General features: G+C 72.2%; 32 protein-coding genes and 1 riboswitch. Of the genes, 14 read left to right on the forward strand and 18 right to left on the reverse strand.

The genetic code is table 11. The annotated features are described in order from the left end of the window. Positions 1–29: 29 nt before the first annotated feature. Positions 30–497: a GNAT family N-acetyltransferase gene (locus tag ABZY12_RS03105; protein WP_356886502.1), complete on the reverse strand. Its 468-nt coding sequence runs from the start codon at positions 495–497 to the stop codon at positions 30–32. A 118-nt stretch (positions 498–615) separates the two neighbouring features. Between ABZY12_RS03105 and ABZY12_RS03110 the strand changes: the two genes are divergently transcribed. Together ABZY12_RS03110 and ABZY12_RS03115 are read left to right on the forward strand one after the other, a co-directional pair. Continuing rightward, the gene (locus tag ABZY12_RS03110; RefSeq protein WP_356886504.1) at positions 616–846 is read left to right on the forward strand and encodes an antitoxin; all 231 of its coding nucleotides are present in this window, start codon (positions 616–618) and stop codon (positions 844–846) included. A gap of 112 nt (positions 847–958) precedes the next feature. Further along, the gene (locus ABZY12_RS03115) at positions 959–1,330 is read left to right on the forward strand and encodes a fic family toxin-antitoxin system, toxin component (protein ID WP_356886506.1); all 372 of its coding nucleotides are present in this window, start codon (positions 959–961) and stop codon (positions 1,328–1,330) included. 22 nt (positions 1,331–1,352) lie between these two features. Here ABZY12_RS03115 and ABZY12_RS03120 read toward each other — a convergent pair whose 3' ends face one another. The 5 genes from ABZY12_RS03120 to bioB form a co-directional block, all read right to left on the reverse strand. Next, the gene (locus tag ABZY12_RS03120) at positions 1,353–2,018 is read right to left on the reverse strand and encodes a methyltransferase domain-containing protein (RefSeq protein ID WP_356886508.1); all 666 of its coding nucleotides are present in this window, start codon (positions 2,016–2,018) and stop codon (positions 1,353–1,355) included. A 67-nt stretch (positions 2,019–2,085) separates the two neighbouring features. Further along, entirely contained in the window at positions 2,086–2,430 is a 345-nt protein-coding gene (locus tag ABZY12_RS03125) for a VOC family protein (protein ID WP_356886510.1), read from the reverse strand. An 18-nt stretch (positions 2,431–2,448) separates the two neighbouring features. Next, positions 2,449–3,165, reverse strand: a complete 717-nt coding sequence (gene bioD / locus ABZY12_RS03130) for a dethiobiotin synthase (protein WP_356886512.1) — start codon at positions 3,163–3,165, stop codon at positions 2,449–2,451. Between the two features lie 71 nt (positions 3,166–3,236). Further along, positions 3,237–4,517 (reverse strand): adenosylmethionine--8-amino-7-oxononanoate transaminase, encoded by a 1,281-nt coding sequence (locus tag ABZY12_RS03135; RefSeq protein ID WP_356886514.1) that lies wholly within the window; start codon positions 4,515–4,517, stop codon positions 3,237–3,239. Further along, complete coding sequence (gene bioB, locus ABZY12_RS03140) at positions 4,510–5,748, reverse strand: biotin synthase BioB (protein ID WP_356886516.1); 1,239 nt, start codon at positions 5,746–5,748, stop codon at positions 4,510–4,512. The genes ABZY12_RS03135 and bioB overlap by 8 nt, the downstream gene beginning before the upstream one ends. Positions 5,749–5,892: 144 nt before the next feature. On the opposite strand from bioB, the gene ABZY12_RS03145 reads away from it, so the two are divergent. Further along, positions 5,893–7,098 (forward strand): 8-amino-7-oxononanoate synthase, encoded by a 1,206-nt coding sequence (locus ABZY12_RS03145; RefSeq protein WP_356886518.1) that lies wholly within the window; start codon positions 5,893–5,895, stop codon positions 7,096–7,098. A 184-nt stretch (positions 7,099–7,282) separates the two neighbouring features. Then, positions 7,283–7,711 (forward strand): ATP-binding protein, encoded by a 429-nt coding sequence (locus ABZY12_RS03150; RefSeq protein ID WP_356886520.1) that lies wholly within the window; start codon positions 7,283–7,285, stop codon positions 7,709–7,711. 15 nt (positions 7,712–7,726) lie between these two features. Here ABZY12_RS03150 and ABZY12_RS03155 read toward each other — a convergent pair whose 3' ends face one another. The 4 genes from ABZY12_RS03155 to ABZY12_RS03170 form a co-directional block, all read right to left on the reverse strand. Continuing rightward, the gene (locus tag ABZY12_RS03155; protein WP_356886522.1) at positions 7,727–8,149 is read right to left on the reverse strand and encodes a hypothetical protein; all 423 of its coding nucleotides are present in this window, start codon (positions 8,147–8,149) and stop codon (positions 7,727–7,729) included. 218 nt (positions 8,150–8,367) lie between these two features. Next, a complete protein-coding gene (locus ABZY12_RS03160; protein ID WP_356886524.1) occupies positions 8,368–8,844 on the reverse strand; it encodes a C40 family peptidase in 477 nt (158 codons plus the stop codon). Positions 8,845–8,847: 3 nt separating this feature from the next. Next, positions 8,848–9,046: riboswitch (cyclic di-AMP (ydaO/yuaA leader) on the reverse strand. Positions 9,047–9,360: 314 nt separating this feature from the next. Next, complete coding sequence (locus ABZY12_RS03165; RefSeq protein ID WP_356886526.1) at positions 9,361–9,666, reverse strand: hypothetical protein; 306 nt, start codon at positions 9,664–9,666, stop codon at positions 9,361–9,363. Positions 9,667–9,673: 7 nt separating this feature from the next. Beyond that, a complete protein-coding gene (locus tag ABZY12_RS03170; RefSeq protein WP_356886528.1) occupies positions 9,674–10,297 on the reverse strand; it encodes an ATP-dependent Clp protease proteolytic subunit in 624 nt (207 codons plus the stop codon). Between the two features lie 55 nt (positions 10,298–10,352). On the opposite strand from ABZY12_RS03170, the gene ABZY12_RS03175 reads away from it, so the two are divergent. The 7 genes from ABZY12_RS03175 (at position 10,353) to ABZY12_RS03205 (ending at position 15,310) form a co-directional block, all read left to right on the forward strand. Continuing rightward, complete coding sequence (locus ABZY12_RS03175) at positions 10,353–10,640, forward strand: type II toxin-antitoxin system Phd/YefM family antitoxin (protein WP_356886530.1); 288 nt, start codon at positions 10,353–10,355, stop codon at positions 10,638–10,640. A 184-nt stretch (positions 10,641–10,824) separates the two neighbouring features. Then, positions 10,825–11,127: an urease subunit gamma gene (locus ABZY12_RS03180; RefSeq protein WP_356886532.1), complete on the forward strand. Its 303-nt coding sequence runs from the start codon at positions 10,825–10,827 to the stop codon at positions 11,125–11,127. 17 nt (positions 11,128–11,144) lie between these two features. After that, on the forward strand, positions 11,145–11,474 hold the full coding sequence (locus tag ABZY12_RS03185) for an urease subunit beta (protein ID WP_356886534.1): 330 nt from the start codon (positions 11,145–11,147) through the stop codon (positions 11,472–11,474). Continuing rightward, positions 11,467–13,188, forward strand: a complete 1,722-nt coding sequence (locus ABZY12_RS03190) for an urease subunit alpha (protein ID WP_356886536.1) — start codon at positions 11,467–11,469, stop codon at positions 13,186–13,188. Before ABZY12_RS03185 ends, ABZY12_RS03190 begins: the two co-directional genes overlap by 8 nt. Beyond that, on the forward strand, positions 13,188–13,859 hold the full coding sequence (locus tag ABZY12_RS03195) for an urease accessory UreF family protein (protein ID WP_356886538.1): 672 nt from the start codon (positions 13,188–13,190) through the stop codon (positions 13,857–13,859). Before ABZY12_RS03190 ends, ABZY12_RS03195 begins: the two co-directional genes overlap by 1 nt. A gap of 18 nt (positions 13,860–13,877) precedes the next feature. Further along, on the forward strand, positions 13,878–14,570 hold the full coding sequence (gene ureG, locus ABZY12_RS03200; RefSeq protein ID WP_356886540.1) for an urease accessory protein UreG: 693 nt from the start codon (positions 13,878–13,880) through the stop codon (positions 14,568–14,570). Then, complete coding sequence (locus ABZY12_RS03205) at positions 14,567–15,310, forward strand: urease accessory protein UreD (RefSeq protein ID WP_356886542.1); 744 nt, start codon at positions 14,567–14,569, stop codon at positions 15,308–15,310. The genes ureG and ABZY12_RS03205 overlap by 4 nt, the downstream gene beginning before the upstream one ends. Positions 15,311–15,366: 56 nt before the next feature. On the opposite strand, the gene ABZY12_RS03210 is transcribed toward ABZY12_RS03205, so the two are convergent. Continuing rightward, the gene (locus ABZY12_RS03210) at positions 15,367–16,404 is read right to left on the reverse strand and encodes an NAD-dependent epimerase/dehydratase family protein (RefSeq protein WP_356886544.1); all 1,038 of its coding nucleotides are present in this window, start codon (positions 16,402–16,404) and stop codon (positions 15,367–15,369) included. A gap of 64 nt (positions 16,405–16,468) precedes the next feature. Further along, complete coding sequence (locus ABZY12_RS03215) at positions 16,469–17,188, reverse strand: lysophospholipid acyltransferase family protein (RefSeq protein WP_356886546.1); 720 nt, start codon at positions 17,186–17,188, stop codon at positions 16,469–16,471. A 152-nt stretch (positions 17,189–17,340) separates the two neighbouring features. On the opposite strand from ABZY12_RS03215, the gene ABZY12_RS03220 reads away from it, so the two are divergent. Together ABZY12_RS03220 and ABZY12_RS03225 are read left to right on the forward strand one after the other, a co-directional pair. Then, entirely contained in the window at positions 17,341–18,276 is a 936-nt protein-coding gene (locus ABZY12_RS03220; RefSeq protein WP_356886548.1) for a DUF3048 domain-containing protein, read from the forward strand. Between the two features lie 51 nt (positions 18,277–18,327). After that, on the forward strand, positions 18,328–18,678 hold the full coding sequence (locus ABZY12_RS03225) for a PRC-barrel domain-containing protein (protein WP_356886550.1): 351 nt from the start codon (positions 18,328–18,330) through the stop codon (positions 18,676–18,678). A gap of 66 nt (positions 18,679–18,744) precedes the next feature. Here the strand turns inward: ABZY12_RS03225 and ABZY12_RS03230 are convergent, their stop codons facing one another. The 5 genes from ABZY12_RS03230 to ABZY12_RS03250 all read right to left on the reverse strand — a co-directional run bounded on the left by ABZY12_RS03230 (position 18,745) and on the right by ABZY12_RS03250 (position 23,315). After that, positions 18,745–18,951 carry a hypothetical protein gene (locus ABZY12_RS03230; RefSeq protein WP_356887016.1) on the reverse strand — a complete coding sequence of 69 codons (207 nt, stop codon included), beginning with the start codon at positions 18,949–18,951 and terminating at the stop codon, positions 18,745–18,747. A gap of 110 nt (positions 18,952–19,061) precedes the next feature. Then, complete coding sequence (locus tag ABZY12_RS03235; protein WP_356886552.1) at positions 19,062–20,012, reverse strand: cytochrome c oxidase assembly protein; 951 nt, start codon at positions 20,010–20,012, stop codon at positions 19,062–19,064. A 104-nt stretch (positions 20,013–20,116) separates the two neighbouring features. Next, positions 20,117–21,142 (reverse strand): 6-phosphofructokinase, encoded by a 1,026-nt coding sequence (locus ABZY12_RS03240; RefSeq protein ID WP_356886554.1) that lies wholly within the window; start codon positions 21,140–21,142, stop codon positions 20,117–20,119. 177 nt (positions 21,143–21,319) lie between these two features. Next, the gene (locus ABZY12_RS03245; protein ID WP_356886556.1) at positions 21,320–22,048 is read right to left on the reverse strand and encodes a glutamine amidotransferase; all 729 of its coding nucleotides are present in this window, start codon (positions 22,046–22,048) and stop codon (positions 21,320–21,322) included. Between the two features lie 19 nt (positions 22,049–22,067). Continuing rightward, complete coding sequence (locus ABZY12_RS03250; protein WP_356886558.1) at positions 22,068–23,315, reverse strand: MurT ligase domain-containing protein; 1,248 nt, start codon at positions 23,313–23,315, stop codon at positions 22,068–22,070. A gap of 126 nt (positions 23,316–23,441) precedes the next feature. Between ABZY12_RS03250 and def the strand changes: the two genes are divergently transcribed. Then, a complete protein-coding gene (gene def, locus ABZY12_RS03255; protein ID WP_356886560.1) occupies positions 23,442–24,002 on the forward strand; it encodes a peptide deformylase in 561 nt (186 codons plus the stop codon). A gap of 88 nt (positions 24,003–24,090) precedes the next feature. Here def and ABZY12_RS03260 read toward each other — a convergent pair whose 3' ends face one another. Next, positions 24,091–24,738 carry a TetR family transcriptional regulator gene (locus ABZY12_RS03260; RefSeq protein WP_356886562.1) on the reverse strand — a complete coding sequence of 216 codons (648 nt, stop codon included), beginning with the start codon at positions 24,736–24,738 and terminating at the stop codon, positions 24,091–24,093. Positions 24,739–24,825 lie beyond the last annotated feature (87 nt).

The raw sequence follows: 24,825 nt of genomic DNA on the forward strand, positions 1-24,825 counted from the left end.
GGCCGGCCACGGCGGCTCGTTCGCCCGGGTCAGGACGCGTCGTCCGCGTCGTCCGCGTCGTCCACGGCGGGTACGGGCGGCAGTGGCTTGACCCAGCGCCTCCACCGCTCCTCCGGCTCGTACCCAGCCGCCCGCCAGGCACGCTGCCCCAGCTCGTTGTGGTTCAGCACCATCGCGTCCGCCCGCCGCCCCCCGAGCCGTACGAAACGCTCCTCGGCCGCCGCGAGCAGCGCGCCCCCGACACCCTGGCGGCGGTGCCCGGGGTGGACGGCGAGCCGGTAGAGATGACAGCGCCAGCCGTCGAAACCGGCGATGACCGTGCCGGCCAGTTCGCCGCCGCGCTCGGCGAGGATCAGCGCCTCGGGGTCGCGGGCGACGAGCCGCTCGATCCCGTCACGGTCGTCGCTGATGCTGGTGCCCTCGGCGGCGACCTTCCAGAAGGCCAGCACGGCATCGAGATCGGCGGGGGAGGCGGCCCGGATACGTAGGTCGTTCATGGTGCGCATCCCACCATCGCCGGCCGGAGGCCGTCGATCCCGTTTCGCCATGCGGGCGGGCGCCCCCCCGTGGCGGCTCCTCTTGTCGGTGCTAGCGAAGCGGCGCTAGCGTGGACGTGTGGCCAAGACCCAGCTGAACGTACGCGTGGACGAGACGACCGCCGAGGCGGCCCGGCGACGGGCGCGACAGCGCGGAGTGAGCGTCAACCGCTACATCGAGGAACTCGTCCAGCAGGACGCGGGCGAGGCCGGACGTGCCTTCGTGGAGGCGGCGGCCGACTTCATGAAGCAGTACGAGGCCGTGTTCGCCGAGGAGTTCGGCGCGGAGCACGGCCGGGGTGCGCGGTGAACGCGTCCGTCGGCCCCGGGGGCGTGCGGCTGCCGTCCGCCGACGTCCTGGTCGCCGTGGGCGGCCCCAGGCCCGCCCCGTGCCTTCGCGCGCCGGAGCGTGGCGTCCGCGCATGAGTCTGACCGTCGACCTCTCCTGGCTCCTCATGGTCGCCGAGCACCAGACCCCCGGCGATCCCCAGGTCACCGACTGGGGCGCCCTCGTCGCCGCCGTCGGCCGGCACGACGCCGAGATCTTCGGCGTGCCCATCTACGGCGAACCGCACGACCGCGCCGCCGCCCTGCTCCAGCTCCTCCTTCACATCCCCGCCCTGGAGCACTCCAACGCCCTGTTCGCCTCGGCCGTCGCCTACGGGTATCTCGTCGCCAGCGGTCTGAAGGTGGTCACCTCGCCCGAACAGGTCCGGGATCTGGCCCGGCTGGTCAAGGACGGCGAGGCGGACGTCCGGGCCATCGCCGACGAACTGCGCCGGTGGAGCGGCTGAGTCCGCCGGCCGCCGGCGGTCCTCAGCCGCGTCGCGCCGAGCCCAGCACGCAGAAGGAGGAGGGGAGGCGGGCGCCTTGCGCCGGGACGGTGAGACGGCGGTACACCGTCGGTTCGAACCCCGCCGCCTCGATCGCCGCCAGCGGATCGCGTGCCGTGTGGCAGCCGCCGAAGAGCCGTGGCCAGACCGTGCGGTCGAGGGCGCGCTGAGCCCGCGCCATCCCGTGCCCCGGTGCCAACCCGTGCTCGAAGAAGCGCAGTTCACCGCCCGGACGCAGCACCCGGTGCAGCTCGGCGAGCGCGCGCGGCACATCCCGTACCGTGCACAGCACCAGCGAGACCACCGCCGCGTCGAACGCCTCGCTCTTCACCGGCAGCGCCTCCGCCGCGCCGGGCACCACATCGACCGGGACCTCCGCGCGCAGGGCGGCCTCGGCCGCCAACCGCCGCAGATGGCGTTCCGGTTCGATCGCCACGACCTCCGAGACGGCCCCGGGGTAGTGCGCGAAGTTCAGGCCGTTCCCGGCGCCGATCTCGATGACCCGGCCCGAGAGGCCGGTGAGCAACTCCGCACGCAGGCCGCCGATACCGCCCTTGGTGTCGGCGGCGACGCTGAACCGTGCGTAGAAGCGGGCGAAGAGGGGGTGGTGGACGGCGTCCCGGGGGACCCGGGTGGAACGCGAGGACATCGCGGACCTCCTCCGACGCTCGACGGCGCAGACGCGGACGGGGTGATTCTTCCCCGTCCCGCGCCACTCAGCCCGTCACGAAGCAGAACTCGTTGCCCTCCGGGTCCCGCATCACCTGGAAGTCGCCGTAGTCGTCGGTGACGATGCCGGCGACCCGCTCCGCCCCCAGACCGGTCGCCTCGTCGGCCGCCGCGTCCAGCCCGGCCACCTGGAGGTCCAGATGGAGCCGGTTCTTCACGGCCTTGCCCTCCGGCACCCGCTGGAAGGCGAGCCGGACGAAACCCGGCGGGTCGACGTACGACCAGTCGGGGCTCCGGTCGACCGGAGCCCCGCCGACGAGCTCGGCCCAGAAGCGGACCAGAGCGGCCGGATCGGCGCAGTCGAAGACGATTTCCTGAACAGTCGCACGCATGCGTTCAGCGTACGGAGATCACGGCCGGTGCGCCGAGGTGAAACGCTGCGCGTCCCAGCTCCCGCCCAGCACGGGAGCCAGCCACTCGACCGCCGCCGCCCGGAAGCGCGCCGGTTCCAGCGCGCCCGCGCCCTCCGGTACGGCCCCGAGCAGGGGCGCCCCGGCCGCCTCCGGCAGATCCGCCAGATTGCAGCGCGCGGCCAGATCGGGGACGGCCGGCCAGCTGCCCACCACCACACCCAGCTGCGCGATGCCGCGCGCCCGCAGGGCCTCGGCCGTCAGCGCGGTGGCGTTGAGCGTGCCGAGACCGGCCGGTGTCACCACCAGGACCGGGGCGCCGAGCAGCCGGGCGGAGTCGGCGAGCGTGCCGCCCTCCGCGTCGAAGCGGACCAGCAGACCGCCCGCTCCCTCGACAAGCACCAGGTCGTGCGAGGCGGCCAGCTTCTCCGCCGCCTCGGCGACCTCCTGCGGCCCGACCGGTGTCATACCCGCCCGCCGGGCGGCGGTGGCGGGTGCCAACGGCTCGGGGAAGCGGCCGAGTTCGGCCGAGGTCACGGCCCCGGAGAGCCGCACGACCTCGTCCGCGTCGCCCCGCTCGTGGGGACCCAGCCCCGTCTGCGCGGGCTTGAGCACGGCCACCGAACGCCCCTGGCCGGCGGCCACGGCGGCCAGAGCCGCGGTCACGATCGTCTTGCCGATCTCCGTGCCCGTGCCGCTGACGACGATCACGCTCATGTGGTGTGGTTCCTCTCTGTCGTGCCGCCCCGCCGGCGCCGGCGGCCGAGGCCGCGGCGCCGGAGGACGATTCAGCCCGCTGCCGCCGCCGCGCGGACCCCGGCGCAGACGCGGGACACGTCCTCGTCGCCGGTGACGAACGGCGGCATGGTGTAGATCAGGTCGCGGAACGGGCGCAGCCACACGCCCTCCCGTACCGCCGCCTCCGTGGCCGCCGCCATGTCGACCTCGTGATCGAGCTGGACGACCCCGATGGCCCCGAGCACCCGCACGTCCCGGACGCCGGGCAGCGCGGCGGCCTCCGCGAGACCCTCCCGGAGCCCCGCCTCGATCCGCTTGACCTCCACCGCCCAGTCCTGGGCGAGCAGCAGGTCGATCGAGGCGCAGGCGACCGCCGAGGCCAGCGGGTTGCCCATGAACGTCGGCCCGTGCGCGAGGACCGGAACCTCGCCGCGCGAGATCCCCTCGGCGACCCGGGTCGTACAGAGCGTCGCCGCCATCGACAGATAGCCGCCGGTCAGCGCCTTGCCCACGCACATCACGTCGGGAGAGACCCCGGCGTGGTCGGCGGCGAACAGCGCGCCGGTGCGGCCGAACCCGGTCGCGATCTCGTCGAAGACCAACAGCACGCCGTGCTCGTCGCACGCCTCCCGCAGCACCCGCAGGTACTCCGGCGCGTGGAAGCGCATCCCGCCCGCGCCCTGCACCACCGGCTCCACGATCACCGCGGCCAGCTCCTTGGCGTGCCGGCCGATCTCCTCGCGCAGCAGCTCCGCGTACGACTCCTCGTACACGGCGGGCGGCGCGTCCACGAAGACCTGGCGCTGCAGCACGCCCGACCACAGCTCGTGCATCCCGCCCTCGGGGTCGCACACCGACATCGGCTGCCAGGTGTCCCCGTGGTAGCCGCCACGCCAGGTCAGCAGCCGCCGCTTGCCGGGCCTGCCCACCGAGCGCCAGTACTGCAGGCACATCTTGGCCGCGACCTCGACGGAGACCGAACCCGAGTCGCTGAGGAACACGTGCCGCAGCGGCTCGGGGGTGATCTCCACCAGCCGGGTGGCGAGCCGCACGGCCGGCTCGTGGGTCAGACCGCCGAACATGACATGGCTCATCCGGTCCAGCTGGCCGCGCACCGCCTCGTTGAGCACCGGGTGGTTGTAGCCGTGGATCGCGGACCACCACGAGGACATGCCGTCGATCAACTCCGCCCGGCCGTGCACCGGTTCGGCCAGCCGGAGCCGTACCCCGGCGGCGGACGCGACGACCAGCGGTTCCGTACGGCCCGGCATGGGGCCGTACGGATGCCAGACGTGCGCCCGGTCCAGGGCCAGCAGTTCGCCGTTACGCATTGGGCGCGAGGTCCGTGCCGGCGCCCCGGCGGCGGACCGCCACCAGGTCCGTGCGGGCGTTCGGCGCCTCGGCGGGCTCGGCCGCCGCCGCTTCCCGGACCTCCGGCGCGGGGCCGCCGCAGGGACCGCAGCCACCGCCCTCCGCGTGCGAACCGCAGCCCGCCCCGGCTCCCGCCTCGGCCTTCGCGTGCGAGCCGCAACCGCCCGCCGCCGCGGCGAGCGCGTCGGCCCGGTGCTCGGGAAGCGTCGTCGTGCCCGCGCCCTCCACCTCGAAGCCCGCGTCCGCGATCATGTCGAGGTCCGCCTTGCCGGCCTGGCCCTCGCTCGTCAGATAGTCACCGAGGAAGATCGAGTTCGCCAGGTGCAGCGCCAGCGGCTGCATCGAGCGCAGGTGCACCTCGCGCCCGCCCGCGATCCGCACCTCCACGTCCGGGCAGACGAACCGGACCATCGCCAGGATCCGCAGACAGCGCTGCGGGGTGAGGTTCCACTCCTTGGCCAGCGGCGTGCCCTCGAACGGGATCAGGAAGTTCACCGGCACCGAGTCCGGGTCGAGCTCGCGCAGCGCGTACACGACGTCGACGAGGTCCTCGTCGCTCTCGCCCATGCCCGCGATCAGACCCGAGCAGGCCGACAGGCCGGCGGCGTGTGCCTTCTGCACGGTGTCCACCCGGTCCGCGTAGGTGTGGGTGGTGGTGATCTCCTCGTAGGTCCCCTCGGACGTGTTGAGGTTGTGGTTGTACGCGTCGGCGCCCGCGGCCCGCAGCCGCTCCGCCTGGCCGTCGGAGAGCAGACCGAGGCACGCGCAGACCTCGACGCCCTCGTTCTGCTCCTTGATCGCCTCGATGGTCTTGCCGACCCGGTCCACGTCCCGGTCCGTCGGGCCCCGGCCGCTCGCCACCAGGCAGACCCGCTTCGCGCCACCCGCCACACCGGCCGCGGCGGCCTGGGACGCCTCGTCCGGCTTCAGCCAGGTGTACTTCAGGATCCCGGCCGTGGAGCCGAGCCGCTGCGAACAGTACGAGCAGTCTTCCGGGCAGAGACCGGACTTCAGATTGACCAGATAGTTCAGCTTCACCCGGCGCCCGAACCACTGACGGCGCACCTTGCCGGCCGCGGCCACCACATCGAGCAGTTCGTCGTCGGAGGTCGCCAGCACGGCGAGCGCTTCTTCACGGGTCGGCAGCTCGCGCCGCAACCCCTTGTCCACCAGGGTGTTCAGCAGGTCCATAAGGGCTGATCCTGGCCTACGGCACACCCCCCGGCCAAGGAGGAACCGAACAAGAGCGCCGGTTTGAGGTGTGTGGATCGCCACACTCTGACCTCGGCAGCGGGCGGTTAGGGTCTGTGCGCTGCCTACAAAAGGATCTGCCTCATGCTCAGGGACGAGGACACGCGGGCCGAGGGCTCGGACGGGGGTTCGGGCACCGACGGGCGCCGGACCGCGTTCGACTGGACGGACGCCGAGGCACGCCGCCGCGCGGCCGCCGGTCTCGTCCGTACGCTGAGGCCACGCGCCGCGGAGTCGGAGCTGCTCGACCTGGCGAGCAACGACTACCTCGGCCTGACCCGGCGCCCCGAGATCACCGAGGCCGCCGCGGAGGCCGCCCGGCGCTGGGGCGCGGGCTCCACCGGTTCGCGGCTGGTCACCGGCACCACCCGGCTGCACGCCCGCCTCGAACGCGAACTCGCCGAATTCTGCGGCTTCGAGGCGGCCCTCGTCTTCTCCTCCGGGTACACGGCCAATCTGGCCGCCCTCACCGCGCTGAGCGGCCGCGACTCCCTGATCGTCTCGGACGCCGGCAACCACGCCTCGATCGTGGACGGCTGCCGGCTCTCGCGCGCGGAGACGGCCGTGGTCCCGCACCGCGACCCCGAGGCCGTACGCAAGACGCTGCACGCCCACGACGGCCGGCGGGCCCTCGCCGTCACCGACTCGGTCTTCTCGGTGGACGGCGACAAGGCCCCGCTGGCCGAACTGGCCGACGCCTGCCGGGCCCACGGTGCCGCGCTCGTCGTCGACGACGCCCACGGCCTGGGCGTCCTCGGCGAGGGGGGCCGGGGCGCCCTGCACGAGGCCGGTCTCGCCGGCGACGCGGACGTCGTCGCCACCCTCACCCTCTCCAAGTCCCTCGGCAGCCAGGGCGGCGCCGTCCTCGGCCCCGCGCGGGTCATCGAGCACCTGGTCAACGCGGCCCGGACGTTCATCTTCGACACCGGGCTCGCCCCGGCCGCCGCGGGCGCCGCGCTCGCGAGCCTGCGCCTGATCCACGGCGAGCCCGGTCTCGCGGACCGCGCGAGGACGGTGGCCACGACCCTGCACCGGCTCCTCACCGACGCCGGGCTGACCGCCGTACGCCCGGACGCGGCCGTGGTCTCGGTGCGCGCCCCCTCGCCCGAGGCGGCGCTGAAGTGGGCGGCGGACTGCCGCGAAGAGGGCCTGGCGGTCGGCTGCTTCCGGCCCCCGTCGGTGCCGGACGGCATCTCCCGGCTCCGCCTCACGGCCCGCGCGGACCTCAGCGACGCCCAGATCGCCGAGGCGGTGGCGACGATCGTCCGCACCGCCCCGGACACCCCCTAGGGGGCGTCTCGCCCCTTAGGGGAGAGCCGCCTCAAAAAGGTTGCGCCTCGCCGGAGTTCACCGCTTCGGGGGACAGATATCGGCATATCGTGGGGGATCGACACCCGTGGCGGCACGACCGGTGGCACTCTGACGCCGAGCACAATCCGGGGCGGGGCCCCGGTGGGAAAGGGACGGCGTCGCCATGGCAGACCACCAGGAAGCAACCGTCACTCTGCCGAGCGATCCCGCCTCGGTGTCCGCCGCCCGAAGATTCGTCGACGACGTCCTCGGCGCGTGGGGTCTTCCGGACGACAGCGACACCGCCGACACGGTCCGGCTGATCGTCTCGGAGCTGGCCACCAACGCCGTCCAGCACACCTTCGGGCAGTCGCCCACCTTCACCGTCGACGTCCGCCTCGAGCGCGAGGAGCGGCTGTGCGTCGGCGTCACCGACAGCCATCCGCGCCGGCCCCGGCGGTTGCCGGCGGCCGTGCAGCAGGACAACGGCCGGGGGATGGTGATCATCCGCTTCCTGACGGCCGAGGCGGGCGGCCGGCTCTCGGTCACCCCGACCGAGGACGGCGGCAAGACCGTCTGGATCGCCCTGCCCTGGAGGGCGTCCCCGACCTGAGGTCTGTCCGGCGGATCAGGCCCGTCCGAACCCTCCGCGCAGCAGCGCGCGCAGGGGCCGCGCGGCCGGGCCCGACTCCTCGCCGCGGTGCGCCACCGAGACCGTCCGTCGGAACGAGACCGGCTCCGACACCCGTACCGGATCATGGCGCGAAATCAGCGTCGGATCAGTTCCGCAACACCCTTTGAGGGTTGTCCCGCGTAGTCGGCGCTCCGCAGCGCTCGTAGCTCGTGGGTCAGCCCCTGGGGAGAGCGCCTCGACCGAGGTGAGCACGGTGTGAGCCGTTCCGGTGGTCATGCTGATCTGCACGGAGAAGTGGTCGAGGAGCGGCTCCGGGTCGGTGCTGCCCTGGGCCGCCAGTGCAATGAACGTCTCTACGTACTCGTAGAACCAGGCCTTCGCCTCGTTCTCGACGACGGCCAGATCGATCTGCGCCATGAGTCCTCAATGCCTCTTCTAGGGCTGTTCAGGTCCATACGCTCTCATTCCGACTTTGGCGGAGACATCGCGCAGCTGTGCCGGGGCAGCCCTTGGCTTGGCGATCCATGGGAGCTTCGCAGTTCCCCACCCCGCCCCGGCGGGGAACTGAGTCGGTGCGGAGGGACGGCGGCGCCACCGCGCCCCTTCCCGCACCTCGTCCGTCGGATGACGCGCCGTCAGCGGACCCGGCCGTAGTAGACCTTCGAGGACCAGATCTTGTCGAGCTTCACCCAGGAGCCGGTCTTGGGGGAGTGCCAGATCTTGTTGTGGCCGGCGTAGATGCCCACGTGGTAGACCCTTCCCCCGGAGTGGAAGAAGACCAGGTCGCCCCGCTGCCTGCTGGAGGCCGAGATGTGCCGGGTCTTGTTGTACTGCTGCTGCGCGGTACGGGGCAGCGACTTGCCCGCCTTCTTGTACGAGTAGAGCGTGAGCCCCGAGCAGTCGAACCTGCTCGGCCCGGTCGCCCCGTACTTGTAAGGCGCCCCCTTCTTGGAGGCGGCGATGCTCAGGGCCTTGTCGGCGTGTGCGGTCGCGGCCTGGGCCTCCGGCGCGGCGCCTGGTGCCAGCAGCGTGCCGCCGACGGCGGCGAGGGTGAGAGCCGAGACGGCTCCGGCCCGGGAGAACAGGGACGGGACATGAATCTGCGCAGTCATGCGCAACCCTTCGTCAGCCGCCTGTGAAGGATGACCTGTCGGGTTCGGGCAGGCGAAGATGCCCGGCCGCGGCTGCGGCTTCACCCCGAGGAACGGCCCACCTGCTCGGTCGTCCCGTGCTGCTCGGGTCCTCCACTCCTGCCGATCCACTCCTGTCGACCAGACGTCCGGGGACAGCGGCAGGACTCGGCGTCCGCCCGGACCGCCCCGCCGCGGTGGCGGGGGCTTGTCGTCGACAGGGATCTTGACCCACACACTGGTCGAAAACCGAGCTGAAACGGCGATATGTGAGGCTCCTCACGACTGATCCATTCGAGTGGACAAAAAGGTTTCGTGATCTTCAGAGGTTTGGCCGACGAGCCCCGTACCAGGGGTGGAAGGTCTGATTCCGCCAGATGTGTGCGCCTGTTCCGCAACTCACCCCTCCCATAAGTCGATTCATCGACTACGCCGAACGAGGGAGGGTTTCCGTGGCGCCGGTGCTCCGAGTGGACCTCGACACGACACGCGGGAATGTCAACTGGCGGGTGCCTCGGGGAGTGTGACGCGACCCGCCCTGCGCTCCCCGTCCAACAGTCGCAGCGCGCGTGTCAATGTCTCGGCGTGCACCTCGCTCTCGCCGCGCATGTGCATCGCCGTCAGGGCGTCGCACAGCGCCGTCGCCCGCCCCACCAGGGCCTGCGCCGCCCGTAGCGCCCCATAGGTATGCGGTCCCCTGGATGGATTGATCCTTCCCAGGAGGTCCACCACTTCGAGGTAGGCGTCGACGAACTCGGCCTCGGCGCGCGTCAGGGCGGGCAGCGGCGGCAGCTCGGGGATCATCGCGGGCTCACCGGGCCCCGGCGCCGCCGGCCGCACCCCGGTTCCGGATGACGTGGTCCACCAGGCCGTACGCGGTGGCGGCCGACGCGTCGAGAACGGTGGTCCGGTCGATGTCGGCGTCGATCCGCTCACGGCTCTGTCCGGTGTGGGTGGCCAGCATCCCGGCCACCATCGCGCGCAGGCGCAGCAATTCCCGTGCCTGGATGTCGAGATCGCTGGGCTGCCCCCGCAACGGCTCGTCCATCGCGGGCTGCTGGAGCACGACCCGGGCCCCCGGCAGGGCGAGCCGCTTGCCCGGGGCTCCCGCCGCGAGCAGGACGGCGGCGGTGGAGGCGGCCTGTCCGAGGCAGGTGGTCTCCACGTCGCACGTCACCACCTGCATCGTGTCGTAGATGGCGGACATGGAGCTGAGCGAGCCGCCGGGGGAGTTGATGTAGAGCGAGATGTCCCGGTCCGGGTCGGTGTACTCCAGGTGCAGGAGCTGCGCGATCACGTCGTTGGCCGAGGTCTCCTCGATCGGTGTGCCGAGGAAGACGATCCGCTCCTGGAGCAGCTTGGAGTACGGATCGAGGGTCCGGGTCCCGGAGCTCGTGCGCTCGGTGAACTCGGGCAGGACGTAGCGAAGGTCCATGGGGCACGCTCCTTGTAAAAAATGTACAGGACGTACAGCTCGTAAGATGAGGAGCATGGCCTACGAGATTCCGGTGACGCAAGCACGTGCTGAGCTCGCCGACCTGATCAACCGGGTGGTGTACGGCGGCGAGCGCGTCGTCGTTACCCGGCACGGCAAGCCCTTGGTGGCGCTCGTCTCCGCCGCTGACCTGGAACGACTCGAGGCGGACGAGGCCCGGGAGGCGGAGCCGACGGAGGAGCGGGTGATCAGCTCGGTCTCCCGTGTCGACACCGTCGCGTCAGCTCCCGGCGAACAGAGCCGCTTCGGTATCGCCGCCCGCCACCGCGAGCCGGGCGCGTAGCACCAGGCGGGCCGATGTCCACGCGGACGCAAAGCCCGAGTTAACGCGCCGGAAAAACTTCCGCCCTAACGTGCAATGTCTGACCCAGCAGCGCGTCAACGCAGCTCAACAGCGTGTTGAAGATCGGTAACGTCCGCTGCTGTCCGGGAGAGAGCCGCCCGGTGGACGACTGTGAGGTGGAAGCGTGCAACTGACCCCGCATGAGCAGGAACGCCTGCTCATCCATGTGGCGGCGGACGTGGCCGAGAAGCGCAGGGCTCGCGGGGTGAAGCTCAACCACCCCGAGTCCGTCGCGTTGATCACCGCCCACATCCTGGAGGGCGCACGGGACGGCCGTACGGTCGCCGAGCTCATGGCCTCCGGCCGCAAGGTCCTCTCCCGCGAGGACGTCATGGCGGGCATCCCCGAGATGATCCACGACGTGCAGGTCGAGGCCACCTTCCCGGACGGCACCAAGCTCGTCACCGTCCACGATCCGATCGTGTGACGGGGGGAGCGCCGCCGATGATTCCCGGAGAGATCCTGTACGGGGACGGCCCCGTCGCCCTCAACGAGGGCCGGCCCGTCACCCGCCTCACGGTCCTGAACGCCGCCGACCGCCCCGTCCAGGTCGGTTCTCACTACCACTTCGCCGAGGCCAACCCCGGTCTCGACTTCGACCGCGCCGCCGCGCGCGGCCTGCGGCTCCACATCGCCGCGGGCACCGCCGTGCGCTTCGAACCCGGCATCCCCGTGGAGGTCGAACTCGTACCGCTGGCCGGCCGCCGGGTGGTCCCCGGCCTGCGCGGCGAGACCGCGGGCGCGCTCGACACCAAGGGGGCCGACCGTGCCTGACCTGCACCGCTCCGTCTACGCCGACCTCTTCGGCCCCACCACCGGCGACCGCATCCGGCTCGCCGACACCGACCTGCTCGTCGAGATCGAGGAGGACCGCTCCGGCGGACCCGGCCGCGCCGGCGACGAAGCCGTCTTCGGCGGCGGCAAGGTCATCCGCGAGTCCATGGGCCAGGCCCGGACGACCCGCGCCGAGGGCGCGCCCGACACCGTCATCACCGGCGCCGTGGTCATCGACCACTGGGGGATCGTCAAGGCCGACATAGGCATCCGCGACGGCCGGATCACCGCGCTCGGCAAGGCCGGCAACCCCGACACCATGGACGGCGTCCACCCCGACCTCGTCATCGGACCGGAGACCGAGGTCATCGTCGGCAACGGCAAGATCGTCACCGCCGGGGCCGTCGACGCCCACGTCCACTTCATCTCGCCGACCGTCGTCGAGCAGGCGCTCGCCACCGGCATCACCACCCTCGTCGGCGGCGGTACGGGCCCGGCCGAAGGCACCAAGGCGACCACCGTCACCCCCGGCCCCTGGCATCTCGCCCGGATGTTCGAGGCGCTGGACACGTTCCCCGTCAACATCGGGCTGCTCGGCAAGGGCAACACCATGTCGCGGGAGGCGATGTACTCGCAGCTCCGGGGCGGCGCACTCGGCTTCAAGATCCACGAGGACTGGGGGGCCACCCCGGCCGTGATCGACGCCTGCCTCGGTGTCTGCGACGAGACCGGTGCCCAGCTCGCCATCCACACCGACACCCTGAACGAGGCGGGCTTCGTCGGCGACACCCTCGCCGCCATCGCGGGCCGCACCATCCACGCGTACCACACCGAAGGCGCGGGCGGCGGGCACGCGCCCGACATCATCACCGTCGTCTCCGAGCCGTACGTGCTTCCCAGCTCCACCAACCCGACCCGGCCGCACACCCTCAACACCGTCGAGGAACACCTCGACATGCTGATGGTCTGCCACCACCTCAACCCGGCCGTCCCCGAAGACCTCGCCTTCGCCGAGTCCCGTATCCGGCCCTCCACCATCGCCGCCGAGGACATCCTCCACGACCTCGGCGCCATCTCGATCATCTCCTCCGACTCCCAGGCCATGGGACGCGTCGGCGAGGTGATCATGCGCACGTGGCAGACCGCGCACGTGATGAAGAAGCGCCGGGGCGCCCTGCCCGGCGACGGCCGCGCCGACAACCACCGCGCCCGCCGCTACGTCGCCAAGTACACGATCAACCCGGCCGTCGCCCAGGGGATGGACCACCTCATCGGCTCGGTCGAGCCCGGCAAGCTCGCCGACCTGGTGCTCTGGGAGCCGGCGTTCTTCGGGGTGAAGCCGCTGACCGTGCTCAAGGGCGGCCAGATCGCGTACGCGCAGATGGGCGACGCCAACGCCTCCATCCCCACCCCGCAGCCCGTCATGCCCCGTCCGATGTTCGGGGCGCTCGGCAAGGCGGCCGCCACCGGATCGGTCAACTTCACCGCCCAGGCGGCGATCGAGGACGACCTGCCCCAACGGCTCGGCGTGGGGAAGGAGTTCGTCGCGATCGGCAGCACCCGCCGGGTCACCAAGGCGGACATGCGGGAGAACGACGCCCTGCCCCGGGTCGAGGTCGACGCCGACACCTTCACGGTGACCATCGACGGGGAGCCGGTCGAGCCCGCGCCCGCCGCCGAACTGCCACTCGCCCAGCGCTACTTCCTCTTCTGATGACGACGAGCGACCGCGCGGCCCTCCTCGTGCTCGCCGACGGGCGGTTCCCCGCCGGCGGGCACGCCCACTCCGGTGGCGCCGAGGCCGCCGTCAAGGCCGGCCGGATCACCGACGCGACGAGCCTCGCCGCGTTCTGCCGGGGCCGCCTCCACACCACCGGCCTCACCTCGGCGGCCCTGGCCGCCGCGGGCGCGCTCGGACTCGACCCGTACGCACTCGACGCCGCGGCCGACGCCCGCACGCCCTCGCCCGCCCTGCGCGCCGCCGCTCGCAGGCTCGGGCGGCAGATGATGCGGGCGGCCCGAGCCACCTGGCCCTGCCCCGAACTCGACGCGCTCGCCGCCGCCTTCCCACGCGGCGCCCACCAGCCCGTCGTCCTCGGCGCCACCGCCCGCGCCGCCGGGCTCGGCCCCGAGGACGCCGCGCACTGCGTCGCGTACGAGACGGTCAGCGGCCCCGCCACGGCGGTCGTACGCCTCCTCGGCCTCGACCCCTTCCAGGCCACCGCCGTCCTCGCCCGCCTCACCCCCGACCTGAACCGGGTCGCCGAGCGCGCCGCGGCCGCCGCCCGGCAGGGAATCGACGCCCTGCCCGCCGCGTCCGCGCCCCTGCTCGACATCACCGCCGAGCAGCACGCGACCTGGCCCGTCCGCCTCTTCGCCTCGTAACCCGCAAGGAGCCGCCCCATGCACCTCGACCACTCCCACGACGGGCCGTCCGCCCTCTCCGCCGACGCGCACCGCCCCGACGGTACCCGGCGCGCCCTGCGCGTCGGCCTCGGCGGGCCCGTCGGCTCCGGCAAGACCGCGACCGTCGCCGCGCTCTGCCGCGCCCTGCGCGACCAGCTCTCCCTCGCCGTCGTCACCAACGACATCTACACCCGCGAGGACGCCGAATTCCTGCTTCGCAACGCCGTCCTGCCGCCCGAGCGCATCCAGGCGGTCGAGACCGGCGCCTGTCCGCACACCGCCATCCGCGACGACATCTCCGCCAACCTCGAAGCCGTCGAGGAGCTGGAGACCGCGCTCTCTTCCAAGGGCGTCGGCCCTCTCGACCTGATCCTCATCGAGTCCGGCGGCGACAACCTCACCGCCACCTTCTCCAAGGGCCTCGTCGACGCCCAGATCTTCGTCATCGACGTCGCGGGCGGCGACGACATCCCGCGCAAGGGCGGCCCCGGCGTCACCACCGCCGACCTCCTCGTCATCAACAAGACCGACCTCGCCCCCCACGTCGGCTCCGATCTGGAGCGGATGGCCCGCGACGCCAAGGAGCAGCGCGGCGATCTGCCCGTCGTCTTCACCTCCCTCACCGCCGAGAACGGCGTCGGCCCCGTCGTCGACTGGCTGCGCGCCCAGCTCGCGGCCTGGGCCGCATGAGCCTGCGCGCCACCGCCCGGATCGCCGCCGACGCCGGAGGCCGCCTGCCGCTCCTGGAGAGCGACGGCCCCCTCGCCGTTCGCCGCACCCGGGCCACCGACGCGTACACCCGGGTCACCGTCGTCGGCGCGATGAGCGCGCCGCTCGGCGGCGACCGGCTGGCGATCGAGGCGGACGTACGGGACGGGGCACGGCTCCTGGTCGACTCGGCCGCCGCGACCGTGGCCCTGCCCGGCCGTGCCGCCGAACCCGCCACGTACGACGTACGGCTCACCGTCGGCGAAGGCGCCGCCCTGCGCTGGCTCCCCGAGCAGCTGATCTCCGCCGACGGCTCCGACCTGCGGATGCGCACGACCGTCGAACTCGCCGCCACCGCACGGCTCGTGCTCCGCGAGGAACAGGTCCTCGGCCGTCACGGCGAGGAGACCGGCACGCTCACCACCCGCCTCACCGTCCGCCGTGCCGGACGGCCCCTGCTCGACCAGGAACTGGCCTACGGTCCGGGCGCCCCCGACGGGTGGGACGGTGGCGCGGTCCTCGCCGGCCACCGCGCCACCGGCCAACTCCTCGTCGTCGACCCGGCGTTCGAGGAGAAGCCGGTCGAGCCCCGGCTGCTCGCCGAGAACGCCGTCCTCGCCCCGCTGGCCGGCCCCGCGGCCCTCGTCACCGCCGTCGCCTCCGACGCGCTCGGGCTGCGCCGTGCCCTGGACGAGGCTTTGCGGGAACTCGCCCCCTTCTGAGGCCGCCGCCCGGTGGGACTCGGAGGGGGCGGCCGCCGTCCGGCGGCCGCCCCCTCTCACCCGTGTGCGGCGAGCCAGGCGTCCTCGGCCGCGTAGTCGAAGAAGTCGACCTGGTACTTCACCAGGCCCGGGAACGCCTCCCGCCACTCGCTGACCGCCACCCGCTCGGCCAGCCAGTCGACCGTCGCCGGAAGGGATTCCCTGTACGACACGACCGGCCGGTACCCCAACTCCCTCTCCGCCGCCGTCATGTCGTAGACGATCGGATGGTTCCCGCTCCACGGGGTCAGCCCGACCGTGCCCATCGGCGGTTCCCCGTCGATCAGCACGGTCTCGCTCTCCACCCCCATGACCGCGTCGATCGCCGCGCCGATCTCCGCCACCGTCGGCGCCTCGGGGTCGGCCCCGTTGAGCACCCGGCTGCCCGGGTTCGCCGCCGCCAGCCGGGTCAGCTCCGCGAGATTGTCGACGTGCACCGGATGGAACCGCGAGGCGCCACCGTACGCGAGGGGGCGCACCCGCCTTCCGTCGAGCGCCCGCTTGACGAACCACAGCTCGCGCGGGCCGGGGCAGTACCGGCCATGGATGGCACCGGCCCGCAGCACCGTCGTCGGCAGAGCCCCGCCCGCCGCGAGCAACTCCTGCTCCAGCGCGACCTTCCGCGTCCCGTACGACCCGTCGCCCGGCGCGACCGTCCGCCAGGTCTCCGGGGTCGGCACCGGAAAGGCGGGGAAGCCGTCCGGTTCGTCCTGAGTGTCGAAGCTGCGGCCCTTGTCGTCCTCGTAGACCGCGCCGCTGGAGATCACCACCGCCGAGCCGATCCGGTCGGCGAGCCCGGTCAACTGCCGTCCGTGGCCGCGGTGGTAGGCGACGATGTCCACCAAGACGTCGACGCCGTCACCGAGCGCGCCCGCGAGCGCGCCTTCCTCGTTGCGGTCGACGGACACCGACCGCACCTCCGCCGGCCACTCCCCGTCCCGGCCGCCGCCGCGCGAGGCCGCCGTCACCTCCCAGCCGTCCGCGGCGAGCGCCCGCACGGCCGCCCGTCCCACCTGTCCTGTCGCTCCGAGTACAAGTGCGTTTCCCTTTGTCATGGGCGGGACGCTACGGCGGCTCCGAGCACCGGCCCAGCCGGTTTCGCCGTGCGCGGATCCGCCGTCAGCGTTCCCGCCGCGGGAACTTTCGCACCGCCTTGGAGGTCTCCGCCTCCGCCGCCTTCACCTTGGCCGCGTAGTCGTCGACGTACTCCTGACCGGACAGCGCCAGGATCTCGTACATGATCTCGTCCGTGACCGCGCGGACCGCCGCCTTCTCGCCCTCCATCCCGGCGTACCGCGAGAAGTCCAGCGGTGCCCCGAACCGGATGGTGACCCGCTTGACCTTCGGTACGACCCGCCCCGGCGGCTGGATCTCGAAGGTGCCCACCATGGCGCACGGGATCACCGGCACCCCGGCCGTGATCGCCATGACCGCGACGCCGACCTTGCCCTTGTAGAGCCGTCCGTCGTGCGAACGGGTCCCCTCGGGATAGATGCCGAGCAGCTCACCCTTGGCCAGGACGCCGAGTCCCTCGCGGATCGCCGCCTGCCCGGCCTCCTTGCCGGAGCGGTCGACCGGGATCTGTCCGGCGCTGCGGAAGAACGCGGCGGTCAGCCGGCCCTTGAGACCCGGGCCGGTGAAGTACTCCTGCTTGGCGAGGAAGGTGATCCGCCGCTTGAGGACGACCGGCATCAGGAAATGGTCGGAGAAGGACAGATGGTTGCCGGCGACGATCGCCGCCCCCTCCTCCGGAATGTGCTCCAAACCCTCGATGCGAGGCCGGAACAGCAGCCTCAGCAGCGGCCCGAGCAGGACGTACTTCAGTACGTGGTAGAACACCGGCGTCCCCGTCCGTTCATCGAGTCTGTGGGCTTCTTTGTAACCACTCGCGCGATCGTGGTCCACACTGGAGACGGAGAGAAGGACCGATGGCTGCCGCGCGCCGACGAATACGGCCCGGCGCAGCCGTCACCGCCGTGTTGTGTGCGGTGATGACCGCCGGGTTGTACGGCTGCGCCGACTCGGGCTCGCCGGAGCCCGCCCCGACGCCCGCTCCCGTCACGTCGCCGCAGCAACAGCGCTCGCCCTTCACCGGGCTCCCGGCCCGCCCCGGCCCGGTCCTCGCCGTGAAGATCGACAACGTGGCGCCGGCCCGGCCGCACACCGGCCTCGGCGCGGCCGATCTGGTCTACGTCGAGCAGGTCGAGGGCGGTCAGACCCGTCTCCTGGCCGTCTACTCCGGCGAGCTGCCCGACCGGATCGGGCCCGTGCGCAGCGCCCGCGAGTCCGACATCGAGCTGCTGCGACAGTTCGGCCGCCCCGCGCTCGCCTACTCCGGCTCGCACTCCGGCCTGAAACCGATGCTCTCGGCCGCTCCGCTGTACCCGCTGCCGCCTGAGGCAGCCTCCGGTGCCTATGTACGCGACCGGGGCCGGTCCGCCCCGCACAACCTGTATCTGCTGCCCGGCCGGGCGCTGGACGCCGCCCCGAAGGCGGAGCCGGCCAAGGACGTCGGCTTCCGCTTCGGCCCCGCCCCCGCGGGCGGCGAGCCGGTCAACGATCACACGGTGCGCTTCCCGGCCGCCCGGTACACCTTCACCTGGTCCGCCCCCGAACGGGGCTGGCGAGTGGCGATGGACGGCGCCTCCGCCCGTACCACCGACGGCGGCCCGCTCACGGCGACGACCGTCGTGGTCCAGCACGTCACGATCCGTCCCTCGAAGTTCAGCGACTTCCTGGGCAGCGTCTCGCCGTACACCGAGACGGTCGGCAAAGGGACCGCACTCGTCCTGCGCGACGGGCAGGCCCACGACGCCCGCTGGAGCCGTCCGACCGCCGAGTCCGGGACCGCCTTCACCACGCCCGGCGGCGCCCCGCTGAACTTCGCGCCCGGCCGGACCTGGTTCGTCCTCGCCCCGAGCGGATAGCGGCGGAGGGGCCGGGTATCCGCGAGGGGACGAGCAGGGAGGAGGCCGGTCATGGGCGCCGACATGTGGGGATACCCCGAAACCTCCGGCCATGTGCCCGGAACGCGGCTGATCGGCTACGGCGTGGAGGCGACCGACGGCTCCATCGGGAAGATCGACGACCACACCGAGGACGTCGGACGGTCGTATGTCGTCGTCGACACCGGACCGTGGATCCTCGGCCGGCGCGTGCTGCTGCCGGCAGGTCTGATCAGAAGGGTCGACACCGAGCGCGAGACGGTCCACGTCTCCTGCACCAAGGCCGAGGTCAAGGAGTCGCCGCCCTTCGAGGCCGGGCAGCACGAGGACGACAGCGCCTCCCTCAGGCTGATCGAGCACTACTACGCGAACCGTCACATGTGAGCCGACCCCCGACCCCTTAGGGGCCGCCGCGCCTCGGGGGTCGTCGTGCCGCGGGCCCGACGTGCCTCAGGGCTGCGGACCGGGCCTGCTCCGCCCGCGCCGCGGGCCCGTGGGGGCGGCGCTGTCCGCCGCCGCCATGCCGATCGTGACCACGCCGAGCACCAGCCAGCCGAACCACAGCCAGCCGCTGCTGCCGAGCGCCACGGTATAGGCCGTCGTCAGCACCAGGGCCGCGACGGTGATCACGCTCATCGCCTTCGTGGGACCGGACATGGGTCCGCCCTCCTCATGACGGGGCCGTCCCGCTCATCGTGACCCCTGGGGCGGGCGGAGCGCTAGAGGGTGTCTCCCCGATCTTGCCGCGCTCGCGCCCCCGGCTCCCCCTACTGCTCGCGGGTCCGCAGGGAGGCGAGGTAGGCGTTGTACGCCTCCAGCTCCTTGTCGCCGTCGCGGTCGGCCGCCCGGTCCTTACGGACGGCCTGGCGCTGCTCTGAGTGGTACCACTGGTAGACCAGCGCGATCAGCACCAGGACGGACGGGATCTCGCTGAACGCCCAGGCGATGCCGCCCGCCGCGTTCTGGTCGGCGAGCGCGTCGATGCCGAGAGAGGCGGGCGGGTTCGCGTACGCCTTGATCATCGGCTCGCTCGCCATCATCAGGGCGATGCCGAAGAAGGCGTGGAACGGCATGCCGGCGAACAGCTCCAGCATCCGCATGACGTAGCCGGGGCGGTGCGGCCCGGGATCGACGCCCATGATCGGCCAGAAGAAGACCAGGCCGACGGCGAGGAAGTGCACCATCATCGCGATGTGCCCCACCTTCGACCCCATCAGCGTGTCGAAGAGAGGCGTGAAGTAGAAGCCGTACAGGCTCGCGATGAACAGCGGGATCGTGAAGGCCGGGTGCGTGATGATCCGCATGTAGCGGCTGTGCAGCAGCATCAGCAGCACTTCGCGCGGCCCCTTGCTGCCCCGCGCCGCGACGGGCAGGGCGCGCAGCGCCAGCGTGACCGGAGCGCCGAGCAGCAGCAGGATGGGGGAGAGCATGGAGACGACCATGTGCTGCACCATGTGCACGCTGAACATGACCATGCCGTAGTCGTTGAGCTTGGTGCACATCATCAGCGCCACGCTCAGCACGCCGAGTGTGAAGGCCACCGTCCTGCTGACCGGCCAGGCGTCGCCGCGCCGCCGCAGCCGCGCCACGCCCCATCCGTACAGTGCGAGACCCACGACGCAGCTGATGAGGAAAAAGGGGTTCGCCGAGAACTCCAGCCCCCGTCCCAGCGTGAACGGCGGCAGATCCATGGTCATGCCGTGCCCGCTGTGATCCATCTGTGTACTCCTGGAGCCCGATTCGCGCTTGTTGTCCGCACCAGACTAGAACCGCCCCCGTTCGCGGATGCGACCGGGGGCGGTTCGTCACTGGCGGACGGGCGTCAGAGCACGCACTCGGCCTCGGCGTACCGCTCGGCCGGGACCGTCTTGAGGGTCTCCACGGCCTGGGCCAGCGGGACCATGGTGATCTCCGTGCCGCGCAGCGCGGTGAGCATGCCGAACTCGCCGCGGTGCGCCGCCTCCACCGCGTGCCAGCCGAACCGGGTGGCGAGGACCCGGTCGTACGCGGTCGGCGTGCCGCCGCGCTGGACGTGACCGAGGATCACCGGACGGGCCTCCTTGCCGAGGCGGCGCTCCAGCTCGACGGAGAGCTGGTTGGCGACCCCGGTGAAGCGCTCGTGGCCGTACTGGTCCTTGGCGCCGACCTCGAAGCTCATCGAGCCCTCACGCGGCTTGGCGCCCTCGGCGACCACCACGATCGCGAAGCGCTTGCCCGCCTCGAAGCGCTCGCCGACCCGGGCGGTCAGCTCGTCGATGTCGAAGGGGCGCTCGGGCACGACGATGGCGTGCGCGCCCGCCGCCATGCCGGAGTGCAGGGCGATCCAGCCGGTGTGCCGGCCCATGACCTCGACGATCAGCACGCGCTGGTGGGACTCGGCGGTGGTCTTGAGCCGGTCGAGGGCTTCGGTGGCCACGCCGACGGCGGTGTCGAAGCCGAAGGTGACATCGGTCGAGGAGATGTCGTTGTCGATGGTCTTCGGGACGCCGACGATCGGCAGGCCGGCCTCGGAGAGGAGGTTGGCCGCCTTCAGCGTGCCCTCGCCGCCGATCGGGATGATCGCGTCGAGACCGAGCTCGGCGACATGGCCCCTGGCGCGCTCGACGCCGTCGACCAGATGAGCGGGCTGGACCCGGGAGGAACCGAGGATGGTGCCGCCACGGGCGAGGATGCCGCCCACCGCGTCGAGGTCGAGCTTGCGGTAGTCGGCCTCCAGGAGACCCTTCCAGCCGTCGTGGAAGCCGATGACCTCGTCGCCGTGGTCGACGACGGCGCGGTGCACGACGGAACGGATGACAGCGTTCAGACCGGGGCAGTCGCCGCCGGAGGTGAGCACACCAATGCGCATAGCCCGAAATACCTTTGCAACGTGGGCCGACTCCCGGACCACGTCGTCCGGTTGGATCCCCGCCACCCTATCGGTGTGGGATGGCGGGGCCGAACCGGATGTCCGCGGATTGGACACCGTCTTTACTTACGCATCCCATGGGCGTAGGGGCGCTCAGACGTGCAGTCCGCCGGACGGTCAGGCGGGCTGCGTCGCGGCGGCGATGCGCTCGGCGCGCAGCGCCTCGTACCACCGGTCGTCGGTCGGCGGCAGCGCGTTCACATCGAGGGCCAGCTTCAGGAGCAGGTCCGCGATCTGCGGGTTACGGGCCATGACCGGGCCGTGCATGTACGTACCGAAGACGGTGTCGTTGTACGCGCCCTCGGTGCCGTCGCCCGTGCCGTTGCCCTTGCCGAAAACGGTGCGGGCGAACGGGCGGGCGGTGGGGCCGAGGTGGGTGATGCCCTGGTGGTTCTCGAACCCGGTGAGCTGGGGGAGGCCTAGGCGCGGGTCGATGTCCGCGAGGACGTCGCCGACGCACCGCTCGCCCTCGCCGCGGGTGGAGATCACGTCGATCAGACCCAGGCCCGGCTCGCGCTCGCCGAGGTCGTTGATGAACTCGTGGCCCAGGATCTGGTACCCGGCGCAGACCGAGAAGATGATCGCGCCGTTGGACGCGGCACGCTCCAGGCCGCCGTCGCGGCGCAGCCGCTCCGCCGCGAGCCGCTGGGGCCGGTCCTCACCGCCGCCGATCAGATAGATGTCGCCGGAGGTCGGCACCGGCTGGTCGCTGCGGACGTCGACGCGCTGGACGTCCAGGCCGCGCTGGCGGGCGCGGCGCTCGACGACGAGGGCGTTGCCCTGGTCACCGTAGGTGCTGAGCAGGTCGGGGTAGACCCAGACCAGCCGCAGGCTGCTCTCACTCATGCTGCAAGTCCTCTTCGGGTCAGTTGCCGACGCGGCGGCGGACGTCCTGGAAGGCGGTGTAGTTGGCGATCAGCTCGATCTGTCCGGGCGGGGACATCTGCACGGCCTCGTCGATCGTCTCGCACACCCGGAAGTCCACGCCGGCGACCTCGAGGCGAACCGCCAGGTCCAGCTTGCGGTCGCCGATGACCATGATCGGGTGACCGGCCAGCCGGCCGTAGTCGACGTCCCACAGCCAGGAGGTGTCCGTGCCGTCGGCGCCGCGGGCGTTGACGGAGAGGATCACCGGGGTCGGCGGCTGGTCGATGAGGGAAAACGTTTCGAGCCACCCCGCCGGGTTCTTCGCGAGCAGCAGCCGCAGCTCGCGCCCCTGGAAGGTGACGACGTCGTAGCGGCCGGCCACGGCCTGCACCTGGTACATGCGCTCCAGGGCCACCTGCGGCGGCACTCCGAACACGGCGGCGACCGCGGCCGAGGTGGCGGCGTTGGCCTTGTTGGCGCGGCCGGGCAGCTGGAGGTGGATCGGCCACGCGGAGCCGTGCGGGTCGAGGACGTGGTCGCCGTTGAGCGCCCAACTCGGGGCCGGGCGGCGGAAACCGCACTCGCCGCAGAACCAGTCGTCGCCCGGACGCTGCATCACACCGCCGCAGGAGGGGCACGACCAGGCGTCGTCCTTCCACTCCTGGCCGGCGGCGACCCACACGACGTTGGGGGAGGAGGAGGCGGCCCACACGATCAGCGGGTCGTCGGCGTTGGCGATGACCACGGCCTTGGTGCCGGAGAGCCCCTCGCGCCACTTCTCGGCGAGCATCCGGGTCTCGGCGGCACGGTCGAGCTGGTCCCGGGAGAGGTTCAGCAGCGCGATCGCCTTGGGAGTGGTGTCCCGGGCGACTCCGGCGAGGTACTTCTCGTCGACCTCGATCACGCCGTACTTGGCGTCGGAGCCGCCGGCCAGCGCCGAGGTGATGCCGGCGGGCATGTTGGCGCCGAGCGCGTTGGAGACGACCGGGCCGCTGGCTCGCAGCGCCTCGGCGATCAGCCGGGTGGTGGTGGTCTTGCCGTTGGTCGCCGACACGAGGACGACGTCCAGATGCTGCGCGAGCCGCCCCAGCAGATCGGGGTCGAGCTTGAGCGCCACCCGGCCGCCGATCACCGATCCGCTGCCACGTCCCGCCGCCCGCGACACCGCGGCGGCGGCCTTGCCCGCCGTCACGGCCAGCTTGGCGCGCGGCGACAGCGGCTCTGGATTACCGGGGTGTCCTGACATCGTTCTTGTTCCTCCTTGCGTCGGTCCGGGCTCAGCCTATCGAGATCCGGCCAGCGCCCCGAACCGCGGCACCACCGGGACCCTTGCCGAAACAGCGAGGTCACAGCGGACCGTACCCTTACGCCCATGCGAAACCGGCCGATCCCCGGCAGTTCCGGCCACGTCCGAGCCATGACCCTGCTCGGCGACCCGGTGCTGCACACCCCCTGCGAACCCGTCACCGACTTCGGCCCGGAGCTGGCCCGGCTGGTCGAGGACATGTTCGCCACGATGTACGCGGCCAACGGTGTCGGCCTCGCGGCCAACCAGGTGGGTGTGGGCCTGCGGGTCTTCGTCTACGACTGCCCGGACGACGAGGACGTCCGCCACCTCGGACACCTGGTCAACCCGCGCCTGGTGGAGGCGGACGGTGACGTGATCCGGGGCCCGGAGGGCTGTCTCTCCCTGCCGGGACTGGAGGCGCCGACGCCCCGCTTCGACCGCGCGGTCGTCGAGGGGGTCCGCCTGGACGGCACCCCGGCCCGCGTCGAGGGCACGGGGTTCTTCGCCCGCTGCCTCCAGCACGAGTACGACCACCTGGACGGCGGCGTCTACGCGGACCACGTCACGGGGTGGCGCAGGTCACGCCTGCTCCGAGCGATCCGCAAGGAGCCGTGGGGCACGGGCGCGGACGCCCTGTCCCGCTAAGTCGTGTCCGCAAGTCTCGCCCGGCCCGCGACGCCCGGCACGCACGCTCCCAGGCCCTGCCCGGCGGATCTCGGCCGGTGCCGCGACGTCAGAACCCCGGCCCGCCGACGCGGTCGCCCGCCTCTGCCAGCCGGCCCCACAGCAGGTCGGCGAGGCTCTTGACCAACTCCGCCCGCGAGCACGGCCGTTCCCCCAGCCACCAGTCACCGGCCGCGTGCATCATGCCCACGATCCCGTGCCCCCAGATCCGCGCCTGCGCCTCGCTGCCCGGGCCGAGGTCGATCCGCTCGGCGATGACCTGGCCCAGCTCCTCACCCATGCGGCGCAGCAGCGGCGCCGAGTGGCGGCCCACGTCGAAGCCCTGCTCGGCCTGCTGGGTCTCCTCCGCCGGGTGCATCAGGAAGCGGTAGACCTGGGGCATCGCCTCGATCGAGGCGAGGTAGGTGTCGAGCGTCGACTCGACCCGCTCACGCCGGTCGGCCGGCGCGTCGAGCGCCGCCCGCAGCGCGGCGAGCAGCGCGTCGGTGTGCCGGGTCGCCAGGGCCCGGTAGAGCCCGCCCTTGTCGCCGAAGTGCCGGTAGAGGATCGGCTTGGTGATGCCGGCCTCCGCCGCGATCGCGTTCATCGAGGCCTTGGGGCCGTCCCGGAGCACCACCCGGTCCGCCGCCTCCAGCAGTTCACGGCGCCGCTGATCGGCCGGCTTCTGCTGGTCGGTGGTCCGGTGTGTGGTCTCCATAGCGTGTCTCCCCGCCCGTGCGAATTCCGTGAGGCTGTCGCAACGTAACACCCGACGCGCCCTCGATGCGGCGCGGGCCGAAGCGCT

The organism is Streptomyces sp. NPDC006551, assembly GCF_040611675.1.
Taxonomy (GTDB): domain Bacteria; phylum Actinomycetota; class Actinomycetes; order Streptomycetales; family Streptomycetaceae; genus Streptomyces.

Bases quoted from the DNA above. Each gene is read 5' to 3' on its own strand.
- ABZY12_RS03105 (WP_356886502.1), bottom strand. From the start codon at position 497: ATGAACGACCTACGTATCCGGGCCGCCTCCCCCGCCGATCTCGATGCC.
- ABZY12_RS03115 (WP_356886506.1), top strand. From the start codon at position 959: ATGAGTCTGACCGTCGACCTCTCCTGGCTCCTCATGGTCGCCGAGCAC.
- ABZY12_RS03120 (WP_356886508.1), bottom strand. From the start codon at position 2,018: ATGTCCTCGCGTTCCACCCGGGTCCCCCGGGACGCCGTCCACCACCCC.
- ABZY12_RS03125 (WP_356886510.1), bottom strand. From the start codon at position 2,430: ATGCGTGCGACTGTTCAGGAAATCGTCTTCGACTGCGCCGATCCGGCC.
- bioD (WP_356886512.1), bottom strand. From the start codon at position 3,165: ATGAGCGTGATCGTCGTCAGCGGCACGGGCACGGAGATCGGCAAGACG.
- ABZY12_RS03135 (WP_356886514.1), bottom strand. From the start codon at position 4,517: ATGCGTAACGGCGAACTGCTGGCCCTGGACCGGGCGCACGTCTGGCAT.
- bioB (WP_356886516.1), bottom strand. From the start codon at position 5,748: ATGGACCTGCTGAACACCCTGGTGGACAAGGGGTTGCGGCGCGAGCTG.
- ABZY12_RS03145 (WP_356886518.1), top strand. From the start codon at position 5,893: ATGCTCAGGGACGAGGACACGCGGGCCGAGGGCTCGGACGGGGGTTCG.
- ABZY12_RS03150 (WP_356886520.1), top strand. From the start codon at position 7,283: ATGGCAGACCACCAGGAAGCAACCGTCACTCTGCCGAGCGATCCCGCC.
- ABZY12_RS03155 (WP_356886522.1), bottom strand. From the start codon at position 8,149: ATGGCGCAGATCGATCTGGCCGTCGTCGAGAACGAGGCGAAGGCCTGG.
- ABZY12_RS03160 (WP_356886524.1), bottom strand. From the start codon at position 8,844: ATGACTGCGCAGATTCATGTCCCGTCCCTGTTCTCCCGGGCCGGAGCC.
- ABZY12_RS03165 (WP_356886526.1), bottom strand. From the start codon at position 9,666: ATGATCCCCGAGCTGCCGCCGCTGCCCGCCCTGACGCGCGCCGAGGCC.
- ABZY12_RS03170 (WP_356886528.1), bottom strand. From the start codon at position 10,297: ATGGACCTTCGCTACGTCCTGCCCGAGTTCACCGAGCGCACGAGCTCC.
- ABZY12_RS03175 (WP_356886530.1), top strand. From the start codon at position 10,353: ATGGCCTACGAGATTCCGGTGACGCAAGCACGTGCTGAGCTCGCCGAC.
- ABZY12_RS03185 (WP_356886534.1), top strand. From the start codon at position 11,145: ATGATTCCCGGAGAGATCCTGTACGGGGACGGCCCCGTCGCCCTCAAC.
- ABZY12_RS03195 (WP_356886538.1), top strand. From the start codon at position 13,188: ATGACGACGAGCGACCGCGCGGCCCTCCTCGTGCTCGCCGACGGGCGG.
- ureG (WP_356886540.1), top strand. From the start codon at position 13,878: ATGCACCTCGACCACTCCCACGACGGGCCGTCCGCCCTCTCCGCCGAC.
- ABZY12_RS03205 (WP_356886542.1), top strand. From the start codon at position 14,567: ATGAGCCTGCGCGCCACCGCCCGGATCGCCGCCGACGCCGGAGGCCGC.
- ABZY12_RS03210 (WP_356886544.1), bottom strand. From the start codon at position 16,404: ATGACAAAGGGAAACGCACTTGTACTCGGAGCGACAGGACAGGTGGGA.
- ABZY12_RS03220 (WP_356886548.1), top strand. From the start codon at position 17,341: ATGACCGCCGGGTTGTACGGCTGCGCCGACTCGGGCTCGCCGGAGCCC.
- ABZY12_RS03225 (WP_356886550.1), top strand. From the start codon at position 18,328: ATGGGCGCCGACATGTGGGGATACCCCGAAACCTCCGGCCATGTGCCC.
- ABZY12_RS03230 (WP_356887016.1), bottom strand. From the start codon at position 18,951: ATGTCCGGTCCCACGAAGGCGATGAGCGTGATCACCGTCGCGGCCCTG.
- ABZY12_RS03235 (WP_356886552.1), bottom strand. From the start codon at position 20,012: ATGGATCACAGCGGGCACGGCATGACCATGGATCTGCCGCCGTTCACG.
- ABZY12_RS03240 (WP_356886554.1), bottom strand. From the start codon at position 21,142: ATGCGCATTGGTGTGCTCACCTCCGGCGGCGACTGCCCCGGTCTGAAC.
- ABZY12_RS03245 (WP_356886556.1), bottom strand. From the start codon at position 22,048: ATGAGTGAGAGCAGCCTGCGGCTGGTCTGGGTCTACCCCGACCTGCTC.
- ABZY12_RS03250 (WP_356886558.1), bottom strand. From the start codon at position 23,315: ATGTCAGGACACCCCGGTAATCCAGAGCCGCTGTCGCCGCGCGCCAAG.
- def (WP_356886560.1), top strand. From the start codon at position 23,442: ATGCGAAACCGGCCGATCCCCGGCAGTTCCGGCCACGTCCGAGCCATG.
- ABZY12_RS03260 (WP_356886562.1), bottom strand. From the start codon at position 24,738: ATGGAGACCACACACCGGACCACCGACCAGCAGAAGCCGGCCGATCAG.